The organism is Ignavibacteriales bacterium, from assembly GCA_016214905.1.
Classification (GTDB): domain Bacteria; phylum Bacteroidota; class Ignavibacteria; order UBA10030; family SZUA-254; genus PNNN01.
This window is the reverse complement of sequence record JACRMQ010000005.1, coordinates 52,131-67,512: the sequence shown is the minus strand read 5'-3', so window position 1 is coordinate 67,512 and position 15,382 is coordinate 52,131. Positions and strand designations below refer to the sequence as shown.

General features: G+C 41.4%; 12 protein-coding genes. 8 read left to right on the top strand and 4 right to left on the bottom strand.

Going from position 1 to position 15,382, the window contains the following annotated elements:
- Positions 1–32 precede the first annotated feature (32 nt).
- Both cyoE and HZB59_03105 read left to right on the top strand, forming a co-directional pair.
- A complete protein-coding gene (cyoE, locus tag HZB59_03110; protein ID MBI5020403.1) occupies positions 33–896 on the top strand; it encodes a protoheme IX farnesyltransferase in 864 nt (287 codons plus the stop codon).
- Positions 897–1,992: 1,096 nt separating this feature from the next.
- Positions 1,993–2,439, top strand: a complete 447-nt coding sequence (locus tag HZB59_03105) for a T9SS type A sorting domain-containing protein (protein MBI5020402.1) — start codon at positions 1,993–1,995, stop codon at positions 2,437–2,439.
- Positions 2,440–2,642: 203 nt separating this feature from the next.
- Here the strand turns inward: HZB59_03105 and HZB59_03100 are convergent, their stop codons facing one another.
- The 3 genes from HZB59_03100 to HZB59_03090 are packed head-to-tail and all read right to left on the bottom strand — an operon-like array spanning position 2,643 to position 8,925.
- On the bottom strand, positions 2,643–7,847 hold the full coding sequence (locus HZB59_03100) for a PAS domain S-box protein (GenBank protein MBI5020401.1): 5,205 nt from the start codon (positions 7,845–7,847) through the stop codon (positions 2,643–2,645).
- Between the two features lie 5 nt (positions 7,848–7,852).
- Positions 7,853–8,764 (bottom strand): phosphate/phosphite/phosphonate ABC transporter substrate-binding protein, encoded by a 912-nt coding sequence (locus tag HZB59_03095; GenBank protein MBI5020400.1) that lies wholly within the window; start codon positions 8,762–8,764, stop codon positions 7,853–7,855.
- 14 nt (positions 8,765–8,778) lie between these two features.
- A complete protein-coding gene (locus tag HZB59_03090; protein MBI5020399.1) occupies positions 8,779–8,925 on the bottom strand; it encodes a hypothetical protein in 147 nt (48 codons plus the stop codon).
- 441 nt (positions 8,926–9,366) lie between these two features.
- Between HZB59_03090 and HZB59_03085 the strand changes: the two genes are divergently transcribed.
- From HZB59_03085 to HZB59_03065, 5 genes are all read left to right on the top strand, one after another.
- Positions 9,367–9,855 (top strand): hypothetical protein, encoded by a 489-nt coding sequence (locus HZB59_03085; protein ID MBI5020398.1) that lies wholly within the window; start codon positions 9,367–9,369, stop codon positions 9,853–9,855.
- Between the two features lie 89 nt (positions 9,856–9,944).
- Positions 9,945–10,439 carry a LytR C-terminal domain-containing protein gene (locus HZB59_03080; GenBank protein ID MBI5020397.1) on the top strand — a complete coding sequence of 165 codons (495 nt, stop codon included), beginning with the start codon at positions 9,945–9,947 and terminating at the stop codon, positions 10,437–10,439.
- A gap of 17 nt (positions 10,440–10,456) precedes the next feature.
- Positions 10,457–10,855, top strand: coding sequence for a ribosome silencing factor (rsfS, locus tag HZB59_03075; GenBank protein ID MBI5020396.1), 399 nt, complete (start codon positions 10,457–10,459; stop codon positions 10,853–10,855).
- A complete protein-coding gene (locus tag HZB59_03070; protein ID MBI5020395.1) occupies positions 10,852–12,483 on the top strand; it encodes an arginine--tRNA ligase in 1,632 nt (543 codons plus the stop codon). The genes rsfS and HZB59_03070 overlap by 4 nt, the downstream gene beginning before the upstream one ends.
- Before the next feature lie 87 nt (positions 12,484–12,570).
- Positions 12,571–12,873, top strand: coding sequence for a GIY-YIG nuclease family protein (locus HZB59_03065; protein ID MBI5020394.1), 303 nt, complete (start codon positions 12,571–12,573; stop codon positions 12,871–12,873).
- A 323-nt stretch (positions 12,874–13,196) separates the two neighbouring features.
- On the opposite strand, the gene HZB59_03060 is transcribed toward HZB59_03065, so the two are convergent.
- The gene (locus HZB59_03060) at positions 13,197–14,096 is read right to left on the bottom strand and encodes a T9SS type A sorting domain-containing protein (protein ID MBI5020393.1); all 900 of its coding nucleotides are present in this window, start codon (positions 14,094–14,096) and stop codon (positions 13,197–13,199) included.
- 299 nt (positions 14,097–14,395) lie between these two features.
- On the opposite strand from HZB59_03060, the gene HZB59_03055 reads away from it, so the two are divergent.
- Entirely contained in the window at positions 14,396–15,382 is a 987-nt protein-coding gene (locus HZB59_03055; protein ID MBI5020392.1) for a MoxR family ATPase, read from the top strand.

The following is a 15,382-nucleotide window of genomic DNA, read 5'->3' as shown; positions in this document are numbered from 1 at the left end:
AATGTCGGGGCGACAAATTATAATAACAAATAATGACAAACAAACTCTCTAATTACCTCGCCCTTACCAAACCGGGATTAACATTTGTTTCGGTGAGCACGGCAGTCGGCAGTGCATACCTTGCATCGGTTGGAACGGAAAATTTGTATTTGCTTTGGCATCTATCCATCGGAGCTTTCGTTGCAGGCGGAGGGGCTGGGGCACTAAATCAATATCTTGAGCGTGACTATGATGCACGAATGACGCGAACAGGTCTGCGACCGCTTCCTGCAAATAGATTACCTGCCAATAATGTCCTCTTGTTTGGATTAATTCTATCTTTCATCGGCTGCATCTATCTGGCGATTTTTACAACTATCGTTGCAGCGGTTATAACTGCGGCAACGTTAATTATTTATCTGCTTATTTATACTCCAATGAAACGCCGCACTCCGTTTGCCACTGTCATCGGCGGCATAGCAGGCGCACTTCCGCCGCTTATAGGGTGGACCGCAATGACGGGAAGTATTTCATTACCCGGTTTATCACTTTTCTTTATTTTGTTCTTCTGGCAAACACCCCATTTTCTTGCACTCGCCTGGATTCACCGCGAAGATTATGAACGTGCCGGCTACAAAGTGATCACCGTTGTTGACCCTGCCGGAATTTCTGCAACCCGCCAGGTTTTAATTTATTGCATAGCACTTGTCCCCGCTTCAATCATGCCTGCGCTTGTTGGACTTGCAGGCACGATCTATTTTACCGGCGCTCTGATATTATCTTTCGGATATTTAATGGTGGGATTAATCCTCTTCCGTGATCGCACGAATAATAAAGCACGTTTACTGTTTATTACTTCGATAATATATCTTCCGATTTTGTTTATTCTTATGATTTTGGATAGATTGTTGCATTGAACCGGTTCAAATCTAACGAGGTTTTATGTATAGAGACTCAATATCATTTCTGATGACTTTCTTTGTAATTACCAATATTTCACTATCCCAAATATCATCATCAACAAAGTTAACACAAGAAACTCATGATTCTAATTTCCAGCAATTCATAAACCGTGTAAATTCCGCTCCCTCGCAAGAGCGGAGCGCAATTGTAGATAGCTTTATGCTGGCGGTTCCCGCGTTTCCGTTCATTGAAGATCCGGTCGCGCATTTTATCTATCGCGGCAATGTAACAAGCGTAAATGTTCCCGGCGATGCGAACGGGTGGAATCCGAACGGTTACCCGATGATTAAACTTTCAACCACAGATCTTTGGTACACATCGCAGGTGTTCGAGAGCGACGCGCGGCTCGATTATAAATTCATTCTCAACGGCTCATCATGGATTCTCGATCCGCGCAATCCGCATACCGTATCGGGTGGTTATGGACCAAACTCCGAACTTGCCATGCCGGATTACGTTCAACCGTCGGAGATTCAATACGATTCCACTATCCCGCACGGTCGGATCGAGTCAAAAACAATTTTCAGCAATTACCGTTCGGCAACGTACAGTTTGAATATTTATTTGCCACCGGATTATCGTAGCGTTGGTCAACCTTATCCTGTTGTATATTATCAGGACGGTTCAGAATATATCAATTTAGGAAAAACTAAAAACGTTATCGATAACCTCATCGGGAATTATTATATTCAAGATATAATCGCGGTTTTTGTCACACCGCTCAACCGCAACGAAGAATATGCCGGTTCATTGCGTAATCAGTATATGCAATTTTTTGTTTATGAACTTGTGCCGTTCATAGATTCTGTATATAACACGAATAAAGTCCGGTATGCAAGAGCAGTTATGGGAGATTCGTACGGCGGGAATATTTCAGCTCTTATATCTTATAATCATCCCGGTATATTCGGTAATTGCGGATTGCATTCCGGTGCATTTCAACCGAACAATTACGAAGCTTTCAACCTCATCGTTTACGGTGTGAATAAAAAAGATTCGATCAGATATTTTTCTGTCTGGGGGACTTATGAAAATCCGTTAACTCAAAATATGCGCGCGTTCAAGGATTCTCTTTTAAAAAAAGGATACGTTATTGGTTGGGAGGAAAGACATGAAGGGCATAGCTGGGGACTCTGGCGTGCAACAACCGATTTGATACTGCGACATTTTTTCGGATATCCTTCAGATGTTTCTGAAATAAATAATCGTCCGGTTGAAATTAAGCTCGATCAGAATTATCCCAATCCATTCAATCCCAAAACAATCATCAATTATCATTTATCAACTGACAATTATATAACTTTAAAAGTTTACGACATACTTGGCAGGGAAGTAGCAACGCTTGTTAACGGCTCTAAGAAGATGGGACGATATGAGGTTGAGTTGGATGGCTCAGATTTGCCAAGCGGAGTGTATTATTACCGTCTTTCCGCATTCGATCTTGTTTCCGGCAAGCAATCGATGAACGATGTGCGAAAAGGATTGCTAGTTAAGTAAGTATCATTATGAACCGGGGGCTGACCAAAAAGGTTCTCTCGATACCCTATGATGAAACTATTTACTCGAGAACCAGCTTGTGTAGCCGGTTTTCCCGCCTGCTACCTGCTACAGGCATGGCGGGCAGGCGAGTGTTCTTCGACGACAAGTTGAAGAATGTAACGAGAAAACAATCTTATTGGTCACCCCCGGCTATTCTTTCTTTATTTTGTAATTACCTTAGTAAGTATTTCCAGTAATTGTTTCGATGAATAAGGTTTTATCAGGGAATATTTTAGTTCAGGCAACAACGATCTTGCAGTGTCGATCTCGGATTGAAGACCGCTTGTGGGAATGACAATTACTTTCGGATTCATTTTCATCAGAACCTGAATTGTCGCATACCCACCCATAATCGGCATTACCATATCCATTAAAATAATGGAAATCTCATTTTTCTTCTCCGCATATATCGATAATGATTCCATGCCATCGGAAGCCGTTATCACCTTGTAGCCGTATGTTTCAAGCATATTTTTTGTTATCTCACGAACAGACGCTTCATCATCAACAACAAGAATTGTTTCTCCGTGTCCTACAGGAAGCTCAACCCGCATTTCCTCTTTTGAAGCAACTTTATGCTTCATACTGGCAGGCAAATAGATATTGAGTGTGGTGCCCTTGCCTACTTTACTATTGACGCGGATAAATCCTCCGTGGGCTTTCACAATTGTATATGTCGTAGACAAACCGAGCCCCGTTCCTTTTCCTATCTCTTTTGTAGTGAAGAACGGTTCAAATATCTTGTTGAGAATCTCAGGGGGTATACCGATACCGGTATCTGTGATGGCAATAACCACATATTGACCGGGTTTCGCGTCAAGATCCATAGAAGCATATTGGTCGTCGATAATAATATTCTCTACTTTTATAGTTAGCTTACCGCCCTTGGGCATTGCATCGCGGGCGTTAACACATACATTCAGCAATACCTGGTGAACTTGTGTTGGATCTGCCGAGAGGGGAAATAAATTATTTGGAATATCTGTTTTTATCTCGATTGATTTCGGAAAAGTTTCTTTGGCTATCTTAATTATTTCGTCAATCAGATGTTTAGGTTGGAGCAGAACCCGTTCACCCTCGACGCCGCGGCTGAATGTTAGAACCTGCCTTACTATATCCGATCCGCGTTTGGCGCTCGACTCGATTGTGTCGAGCATACGTTTGGTATCTTCTCCGATGGTTCTTTTTCTGAGAACTTCTATCGATAGCATTATGGGTGCGAGAACATTATTAAGATCATGCGCGATTCCTGCGGCGAGTGTACCGATACTTTCCATCCGTTGTGCTCGTAACAGTTGCTCTTCGAGCAATTTCTTTTCCGTAATATCTTCTTTGATGGCAAGATAATGAGTAGTTTCACCCGATACATTCTTGATCGGAGAGATTAATGCAGATTCCCAATAAAGCTTACCGCTCTTTTTCTTGTTATGGAATTCTCCCCGCCATTCTTTACCGGCTGTTATCGTTCCCCACAGTTGTTTGTAATCGTCGGGCGATTTTTCACCTGATTTTAGTATGCGTGTATTCTGACCTATTGCCTCGGTGTAAGTGTAGCCGGTAACTTGTGTAAACTTAGGATTAACATATTCTATCTTTCCCTCAAGATCGGTTATGACAATTGAGGCGGGGCTTTGTTCCATCGCACGTGAAAGCATACGGATATTTTCTTCCGCACGCTTACGCTCTGTGATATCCTGAACGTTTACAATACGATAGAGGAATTCTCCATTCTGGTCTCTCACAACCGTAACATCCATAAGAACCGGGAAGACAGTTCCATCTTTTCTAATATGTAAGGTTTCAAATATGTGGTGACCTTTCTTCTGGGCTATCTGAATTTCGTCTTCAAAGTCTGTGTGAACATCTCTTGGATATAAATTAAGAAGGGGTTGACCCATGAGTTCTTCTACTGTATAACCGTGCATTTTTGCAAATGTCGGATTTAAATTTGCCAAACTCTTGCCGTCTTTACTGCTGACGCCGACTCCCCACTCAGCATGCTCAAAGATATTCGCCCACATCTTTAAAGATTCTTCTGCCCGTTTGCGCTCGGTTATATTATGTACTACACCTTGGATTCCTATGACTTTACCACTTAATAATATCGGGTTCTCATAAACTTCCAGAAGAATAGGATAATTAGCAGAATGTAGTACTTCCACTAATATTGGACCTTCTGTGATTTCTCCCCGCAAGTGAGCTTTTGTTCTTTCTTGTGCATATTCATTTATCTTGTTGTCGGTTATGAACCAATCCGACTGGTTCATCCATTTGTGTACAGGATATCCTGTGATCTGTTCAACTGAGGGCGAAACGTAAGTAGTTTTTGCATTCTCGTCTTGAGTGTAGAAAAATAAATATGGGGTTCCTTCTATAATCATGCGCATACGGTTTTCATTTTCCCGCAAAAGATCCTCAGCACGCTTTCGTTCGGTTATGTCAACGTCAACTCCCCGATAGCCAATAAGATTACCATTTTTATCGAGGACCGGTGAACCGGTTGTGGATAGAAAAACTTTTCTGCCATCTTTATGAATGTTACAGTTAACAAAATCATTAAAACTTTCTTTGCGGGCAAACGCTCCGAGAGCGCCTCGTTTTAGTTGTTCTTTATCTTTTGGTTCAAAAAAATCATAAAAATATTTTTTACCTATAATTTCTTCAGGTTCGTAACCCAATAATTTTTTTATAATCGAACTTGAATATGTATACCTCCCTGTACTATCGACTTCCCAAATCCACTCCTGCGCGCTTTCCGATACGTGTTTAAATCGCAATTCACTTACACGCAACGCTTCTTCGGCCTGCTTGCGCTCGGTGATATCACGTACTATCGCCCACATGAAAGAAGGATTGCCTGTATCATCCTTTATTACGGAAACTCTCAATTCCACAGGGAAGGTAGTTCCGTCTTTCCTGATATACTCCTTTTCATAAATTGTGGAATACCCGTTCGGCAGAATCTGTTCCTGTACTAGCTTTGCCTCAAATTCATGCCATTTTGCAGGTGTTAAATCAATATAAGTTAGGTTCCTGATTTCTGCTTCATTATATCCAAGCATCTCTATATATGAATGGTTGAAATCTATTATGTGTCCCTGTATATCAGTAGCCACATAGGCGTCCATCATACTCTCATGTAGCATCCGATATTTTCTTGCACTCTCACGTATTAACTGTTCCGCGTGCTTGCGCTCGGTGATGTCTTCCACTGTTCCGTCATAGTACAAAGTTTTTCCGTTAGAGTCCCGGATTACTTTAGCGCTTTCACTTACAAAAATAGTTGTTCCGTCTTTTTTATCCCATAAAGATTCTAACGCTTGAATGGTTCCATTTTTTTCTATTTGTTCGATGAAATATTTGCGCTCATATGAAGATCCATAACCTTCCTTATTAAGATTCCTTTGAGCAAGTTCTTCAAAAGATAAGAACCCAAGCATTTTGACTAAGGTAGGATTCGCTAAAATAATTTTTCCATCTGGTGTGGTTCTATAAAGTCCGATAGTGGAATTTTCGTAGAGTGAACGAAAGCGTTCCTCGTTCTCCCGCAACATTTCTTCCATCTGCTTGCGTGCGGTGATGTCGCGGGCAACGACTAACACGTTGATCTCATTTCCTTTGGCAATTAATGGTACAAGCGAACTTTCGTAGAGTCTCGTTTTTAAATTATCCCCGGGGGCACTATATTCGATTTCTTGCTTTGCCATCGTGTGAATGCACTTTTCGAACGCGGTTTTATAAATTTCCCTGGATTCTTCTGAAATATAATCATACGCTTTTTTCCCTAGGACATCCTTTTCCGAAAAACCTTCAGCGTAGTGATTCAGGAACAAATATCTTCCTTCGACGTCATGTAGGGCAATATAATCTGGGGAGTTTGCAACAAGCGAGCGCCATTTTTCTTCGCTTTGCGTCAATTCATTTTCCATCTGCTTACGTGCGGTGATATCTGTAAAACTTTCAAGAAGGAACATTTGTTCTTCTAATGCTACTTTGACTGCAGTCTTTATAATAGGGATTCTTACGCCTTCTTTATTTATTAATATACGATCAGAATTATCAATCGTTTGCCCAAGATCTGTAATCGGGCATTTTCCATATTCCGCCGGACAAACGAATTTATGGCAGTGGCTCCCGATAATTTTTTCTTTCGATTCACCTATCATACTCATTGCTGCTGAATTTACATCCGTAATTATGTGTTTTTCCGGATCGATAATCATAACTCCCGTTGAGATAGAATCAAGAATGGTCCGTGTCTTGGCTTCACTATTATGCAGCGCCTTTTCCACACGCTTGCGCTCGGTGATGTCTATCGTGTAACCTGCAAGTAATTTTTTTCCACCAATTGTTATAGGAAACTTGATGGTTGTATAATTACGGTCATTCAAATCCTCATCAACCTTGAGTATTTCTCCCTCTGCAACTACATTCCAATCATCGGAAGTAATTTTTGCTGCAAAAGTTGGTGGGAACAGTTCATTCATTGTTTTGCCCACCATCTGAGAGCCCGGTATACCGATCATATCCTGGAAATTTTCGCTTGCCACTAAAACCCGGCTTTCTTTCGGAGTTACATCCTTGATGTAAGCATAGATAGGGGAGGATTTAATGAACAATGATAATAATTCATTGCTTTCGCGTAGTTCTGCATTGCGTTTTGCTAAAGTATCCAGCATGGAATTGAACTCACGCGCCATTACAGCCGCTTCGTCGTTCCCTGAAAGGTCAGAACGAACCAGGTAATTACCCGAGCGGACCTTGTCGAATGTTTCTTGAACAGAGTAAAGCCGCCGCGTAATTTGTCTGCCCATCAACCAGGCAATGATAGAACCGATAATTATTGCCGCAATAGCGTACAAAACACCATCCCTAATGATCTCTGTAAGTTTTTCGCCGGCTACTCGTTGACCTATCCCTACGCGTGTCCATCCCACATGCTTTCCCGCGATCATTGCAGGGACTGCAACATCCACCAACGAAGAAGAACTCGAGATTACCGTTACGTCTGCTTCACGAGGGAGATCAACCATGAATTGTTCCCGTTGGGATTTATCGGTGCTTGCCAGTACACGCCCATCTTTACCGGCAATGATCACGAAGATTACTTCGGGATACCGGCTTTGGGCATCTGCTAATTCCTGCAACCCGGCAATGTCGGCGGCAGCAATCCATCCCGCGCTGGAGGTTGCGAGTGATTGAGATAGCGCGGTTGCTTCTTCAGTCTGGCGGTTTAGAAGCATGTCGCGTTGACGTCTGGTCAAGTCAACGATAAATAAAGACATCATCACGGCATGCACTAAAGCCACACTTATGATTATTCGACCACGAATTGTACCAAAAAGAAAACGAGATAGTTTATTCATAATTATTACTCCCCTATATGCCTGATTTTGAGTTCAAAGTTGTCGATGTATCGGCGCACTACATCGTAGTCGCTATTTGCCGCTGGAAGGAAACGTTTTGTTTCCATTCCCGCCAGAATTAATTTTCCTTCCGCCGTTTTGTCTAATCCGAGCAAGAGCGCTTGGATTTGTTCTTGAATTTGAGCCGGGATGTCATCGCGCACCATTACGGAATTATTGATGAGTGATTCTGTTTCCCAAATGACTTTCATTTTTTCCGCTTCCTGCGGATGATCTTTTTGAAATGTCCGCCAGGGGGGGGGCCATGTTGCACCTGCAGCTGTTAATCCCAGGTAGGTGTTCATGATGGATGACTCTTGTGAGCCAACGTAACGGTTTTCGATATCAGAATTAATGTTAACGCCGTGTTGATAGAGAAAATATTGAGGCATGATGCATGCCGCCAGCGCTGTTGGCGATGGATAACTGACTGCCTTACCTTTCAGGTCCTCGGGATTCTTCAAGCTATTGTCTTTGCGTACCACAAAAATTCCCTTGAAATCTTGCGGTTCTCCGGCCATTGCAATTACATGGTATCCGACTTTCATTGCTTGAAGAGTTTGCCATGGATTGGGAAGTATGAACTCCGGCTTGAGCTCCTTATATTTTTTTTCAAACGCGGCATAATCTCTGGACGCTTCTAATTCCAACTGCACACCCTCGACTCGTTTTTTCAGATAATCAACCAGCGGTTCATATGCTTCAACGAGTTTAGCGGGATTATACAGGGGGTGAACGGCAAAGTGATAGATGGCGGTTTTCGATGAGACCGGCTTCGTCCCGAATTTCGGTCCCTGGTTTTCAGATTTCTTATCACATCCCATGAAAATGCCGATAACAATAAGAAGCAGAAAGGTTGTTAAAATTCTTCGGTTCATCGTTGCCTCCTTTTTCATCCGATGTCCGGTGGTAATATAATCAAGTGAATTCTATCGGTAAAAATTTGTCCCGCTTGTTCGCACCGGGTAATGTTGTTTAAATTGATAGGAGAAGATAATAGATCGGAGGAAGATTGCCCGAATAGTATATTTTGATTCATAGTGATTCTCCTGAAACATTTTGCTTCAATAGGTGTTGAATGCTTTAAACTGCACAAGTAACACTAGGAATAACGCACGAATACTAAGTCAGGTCTTCAATCATTAGCGGGCTTATATTCGTGTAGACTAATTGAAGATAACCATTCAATTATTATTAAGCAATTTGGTATAAAGTTGTGCCGTTCTTGCCGAGATTTCTTCATAAAATGAATGATTTTCATCGTTTTGTCGCAGTAATGTCTAGGCCATAGTTACACTGCCGTGCTTGATTTTGAATGCTGGATGCTTGTTCCGGGGATTGCGTGAATAATTACGGAAATCCCGGTTTGATTATTCTTAACATATTCACTTATTAACCGTAAGACCAAATTAGAGTTTTTAAAGAGTTTGATTATATCTACCAATTTCTGTATTATTGTATAGTGTTGAAAGGTTTGAATATGAAAAGAATATTGTATATCGGAATTTTATCGTTGTTAATAGTCGCGTTGAGCTTTGCCCAATTTAAATCTCAGGGCGAGCAAGCCAGCGTTGCCCGCTCACTTGTAAAACCTATGTCGGGTGTTGGAAGTTTGTTGGGTTTAATAAATCCCGATAATCTTTTTATGCGCCACAGTCTTTCGTTCAATTATATGTCGATGGGGAACATGGGTGTTTCGGTCGCTTCGTACACAAACAGTTTGTTTTATAAAATATCAGATCCGCTGAATGTTCGCTTCGATGTTACACTTCAAGGATCGCCGTTCGGACAATCACAGTTCCAGAATTCACTCAACGGAGTTTTCCTTAGTCGCGCAGAGTTGAATTATCGTCCGTGGGAAAACTTTTTCGTCAAGTTCGAATATAACAGAATACCTATGAATTATTATGGGAGATTCAACCCGTGGTACAGTCCGTATTCAGATTCATTTTTTGGTGAAGGTGAATAAGGGGCGTTGGAAACTTTCTTCATTGTAATTTTTATTTTTTCCAGCGGAGGGTATCTTAAATTTAAAAAACATTTCCGATTTTACGTCGCATGATGCCGCTTGAATTTGATGATCTGGAAGAACCGTCGTACGAACCGACTCCAATTCTTCCGAAGAAAAATAAATCACCCAAACTGATTATTATTAGTTCAATAATAATAGTTGTTGTGGTGGCTGTTTATTTCGGATACCCGTATATTCTTGGAAAAGTTGTAACGCCTGAAGAAACCCCGCAATTGCAACCGCCGCGAATCATTCAACTCGATGTCCTGAACGGATGCGGTGCAAAAGGTGTGGGTTCACGCTTAACCGATTTTCTGCGTGCGAATGGATTCGATGTTGTTGAAATGAAGAACTATAAAAGTTTTTTAGTCAATAAAACGCTTGTTGTTGACCGGATAGGAGATTTATCTTCAGCCCGCCGTGTTGCCGCCGCGTTAGGAGTGAGTGAAAAAAACATCATACAGCAAATTAATCCCGATTACTTCGTTGAAGTTTCGGTAATCATTGGGAAAGATTTTTCAGAATTAAAAGTAAAGCACTAACAATTATTGGAGAAATATTGACACCTAAGATACTTTCAAAAAAAATCGCAAATCTTGCGCTTTCGAAAAAAGCGAAAGATGTTTTAATCCTGGATTTGCGAAAGTTAACAGACATGGCAGACTTTTTCGTCGTCTGTTCCGCCGATTCCGATGTGCAAGTTAAAGCAATTGCGGATGCCATTGTTGATGGAATGGAAAATGCCGGTTCATCGCCATGGCATCAGGAAGGTTTAACTAACCGGCAATGGGTCTTGCTCGATTATGTCGATGTTGTAGTACATATTTTTCATAAAGAGATGAGAAAATTTTACGGACTTGAAAAACTTTGGGGCGACGCAAAAATTGAAGAGGTTGTTGATAAACCTGCACCGAAGAAAGCCACACGCAAACCACGCACCACGAAAAAGAAAAAGTGAAAAAATACCTCTCATTACAACTCTCACCTGTGCTGCGGGCACTCGGTGTTCCTGAATCTATTGTGCCGACATTTGAAAAACCGCGGATCGAATCTCACGGTGATCTGACTACAAATATCGCCATGATAGCGGCAAAGCATTTGAAGACAAATCCTAATCATGTTGCACGACAGATAATACAGTTTTTAGATCTAGATAAAACTCTTGTTGCTGAAATCGAGATTGCCGGTCCCGGATTTATTAACTTCAGGTTTTCGAATAAATATTATCATTCTCAATTAGCCGACATTCTGAAAAAAGGAAATCAGTTCGGGAAATCGGAAACAGGTGAAAAATTAAAAACTCAGGTTGAGTTTGTAAGCGCAAACCCGACCGGACCTCTTACAGTGGGACACGGACGCGGCGCGGTTTACGGCGATACTGTTGCGCGACTTCTTGAATGGACAGGTTACGATGTTACGCGCGAATATTATTTCAACAACGCAGGCAGGCAGATGCGTGTGCTTGGCGATTCTGTTCGGTTGCGCTATCTCGAATTGATTGGCGAGAAGGTCGATTTTCCCGATGACTACTATCAAGGCGAGTATATCAAGGAAATCGCGCAACATTTGATCGGTCTTCACGGAAAAAATTTAAAAGACGAGCTGGCTGAAGGTAAATTCAAACAACAAGCCGAGACCGAAATATTTGATGATATCAAGAAAACTCTGTCGCGTATCGGAGTTAAGCATGATGTTTTCTTCAATGAAAACACACTCTACGAAACCGGACAGGTAAAAGAAGTTATAGAGGAATTCAGAAAAAAAGATTTGGCTTACGATCAGGATGGAGCAGTCTGGTTCAAATCGACAGTCTTCGGTGGCGAGAAAGATAAAGTAATTGTGAAGGCAACAGGCGAGCCAACTTACAGGTTACCCGATATTGCCTATCACCGCGATAAGCTTAGAAGGGGATTTGAATTAACTATTGATGTTCTCGGCGCCGACCACGTTGCAACATATCCCGATGTTCTTGCCGGAATAAAAGCCCTCGGTTTTGATGAATCGAAAATAAAAGTTCTGATTCATCAGTTTGTTACAATCTTGCAGGAGGGTGAGGTTGTTAAGATGTCGACACGTAAGGCGAACTTCATCACTCTTGATGAGTTGATTGATGAAGTTGGCGCTGACGTGGTTAGATATTTCTTTTTGATGCGGGGGATTGGAAGTCATTTGAATTTCGATCTCAAGCTTGCAAAAGAACAATCGGAAGAAAACCCTGTTTACTATTTACAGTACGCGCATGCTCGTATCGCAAGCATAGTGCGGCTTGCCGAAAGCAAAGGTGTTGATTTGAGTAAGTCGTGCGATTTGTCGCTCTTAACTCAAACCGAAGAGATTTCTTTGATAAAGCTCTTGTCGCAATTTCCCGATATGGTTGAATCGTGTGCGGTAACTTATGAGCCGCACCGGCTCGCGGAATATTTGCACGATGTTGCCGGCAGTTACCATAAGTTTTACCACGAGCATCGAGTTGTGGGAGAAGATTTAAAGATCACCGCTTCACGCATCGCGCTTTGTCTTGCAACCAAGACAGTCCTTGCCAACGGATTTGCAATTCTCGGCATCCACGCGCCTGAGAAGATGTAAAATGCTACTGTCATTCCCGCTAAATCTCTGCTAACAACATGCGGAGATGCAGGCATGACAAAGGAAACTTAGATGTATGAGGATAAAATATATTTTGTTTACATATTAGCCAGTAAAAGAAACGGCACTCTGTATATTGGCGTAACAAATGATCTTGTGCGCAGAATATATGAGCATAAAGAAAAAATGGTGAAAGGTTTCACAAAAAAGTATAATGTTTCTTTGCTTGTTTATTATGAAGAGCATGGGAATATTCATAGCGCAATACAACGGGAGAAGCAAATGAAAAAATGGAACAGGGCATGGAAAATAGATCTAATCGAAAAGTACAATCCAAAATGGTTAGATCTCTATAACGAGGGAGATATTATATTATTGGAAAGAGAATAAAAAAATTCTGGATTCCCGGGAAGAGGATGCTGTCATTACCGAATGATCCGATAGCGAATCCAGACTAATGCTAAGGACTGGATACTCGCTTAAAACGTACGGGCAGGACAAAAAAAGTGAATTGTTAATCTGAAATTAGTACTGGACTGTCATTCCCGCGAAAGCGGGAATCCAGACGACAGCCAATGACTGGACTCCCGCTAAAAACAAGCGGGAGTGACAATAATGAATGTTTGTATAGAAAATAAATAGTTACACTGTCATTCCCGCGAATGCGGGAATCCAGAAGCTAGCTAATATTTGCATACCCGCAATTTAAAAAATTATCTTACCAACAACATCTTCTTGACTTGTGTAAAAATTTTACTCGGATCGCTCACGCTTATCGCTTCTAACTTATAGAAATATACCCCGCTTGCCGCATCGGTCGCATTCCAAGTTGCCGACTTGAATCCTGCCTGTTGAATTTCATCTGTGAGCAAAGCTACTTTCTCGCCAAGGACATTATAGATTTTTAGTTTGACTTGACTGCTAAACGGTAATTGATATTTAATTGATGTTGTTGGATTGAATGGGTTGGGATAGTTTTGATATAATTCATATTTATGTGGTACGCTATGAAAATCTTCCACTACCTCACCTTCACAGTCTATTATTGGATTAGCCCCTTTTTTGATGATATGGAGTATGCTTATTCCAGAATCCCCTGCGGCATGGACAGTAAATTGTTGTTGTTTGAACATATCAATTTTAGGAAGGCGGCCTGAAGTATCAACAAGAAACATACTATCACATCGGCATCGTAAATAAATACTGTTGGGCCATGTAAAAATAATATCGGCATCAGGTGCCTGCTGATTCATAAACTTCAATACAAATGTGTCACGTTGCCAGAAATCATTTAATGGTCTGAAGTCGTAAGTTAATAATCCGTTGCCCCAGTTTGCTCCACGCCAGGGTGGTCTCCAAACAACGGAGAGGTCTGGATTAGGCGGTGGTGCTTCACGTTCGATTATGGTTGAATTTATGGAATCCAACTGAGCTAAATTAAGTCCGTTTGTGGCACCAACAGCGTTGCCGAATATCATTTTTAATGGACTTGACCCTTGGTTATCGGTAACTTCTATCCAATATTCTATGTGTGTTTGAGTAAATGATGTTCCACTAAAAAGAAATGTAAAAAATATAATCCACATCATTGATTTTACAGATAAAATTTTCATTTAACCTCCAATTAAAATAGTTATCAATGAATACAAGATTACAAGAAGTTAGTGAGAGAAATTGTTAAATGCAAATCAATAAAATTGGAAATTTATGGAAAATTTCATACATTTTGACAATTAAATTATGTTCCCCATCGAGGTAAACAACCTGCAAAATTGATACTATTTTAGAAAAAACGCTAAAATAATAATTATCAACGTCAACCGTACAACGGATTATTTCATCTAATGAATTTATAACCGCTGTATAATCTATTTTTAACCAGAAGTTTTTATTCACAATTATCGAGTGAGAAATGACAGATATTAAATTACTCAACGAAAAAATCCAGAAGGAAAGCGCCTTTGTCGATCTTCTTCAGATGGAAGTCGGTAAAGTTATCATCGGACAAAAATATATGGTCGAGCGTTTGCTCATCGGATTGCTATCTAACGGTCATGTGTTGTTGGAGGGTGTGCCGGGACTTGCAAAAACATTGTCGATCAAGACGCTTGCTGCTGCTATTCAGGCGAAGTTCCAACGAATTCAATTTACGCCCGACCTTTTGCCGGCAGACGTAATCGGAACGATGATCTTCAATCAGAAGAATGCCGAGTTCACGGTTCGCAAAGGTCCTATCTTCGCAAACTTCATACTTGCCGATGAAATTAACCGCGCGCCTGCGAAAGTTCAGAGTGCTCTGCTCGAAGCAATGCAGGAACGGCAGATAACAATTGGCGAGAACACGTTTAAGCTCGATGAGCCGTTCCTTGTGCTCGCGACTCAAAACCCAATTGAACAGGAAGGAACATATCCTTTGCCCGAAGCGCAAGTGGATCGCTTTATGCTGAAAATAAAAATTGATTATCCCAATCGTGATGAAGAGCGGTTAATCATGCGGCAGAATATTGCAGATACACAACCGCAGGTAAAATCGGTTGTGAATCCCGCTGATATTCTAAAGGCACGCTCGGTTGTTCAGGAAGTTTATATGGATGAGAAGATCGAGCGGTACATACTTGATATAGTTTTCGCAACACGGAAACCTAAAGATTATAAATTGGAAAAACTGACCAATCTTATCAGCTATGGCGCGTCACCGCGAGCGAGCATCAACCTTGCTCTTGCGGCTAAGTCGTTCGCTTTTATAAAGCGGCGTGGATATGTTATACCCGAAGATATTCGCGCGGTTTGCCATGATGTTCTCCGCCATCGTATCGCTGTCACATACGAAGCCGAAGCGGAAAATCTGACATCGGAAAATATTGTAGATGAGATTTTAAATACCATCGAAGTTCCTTAG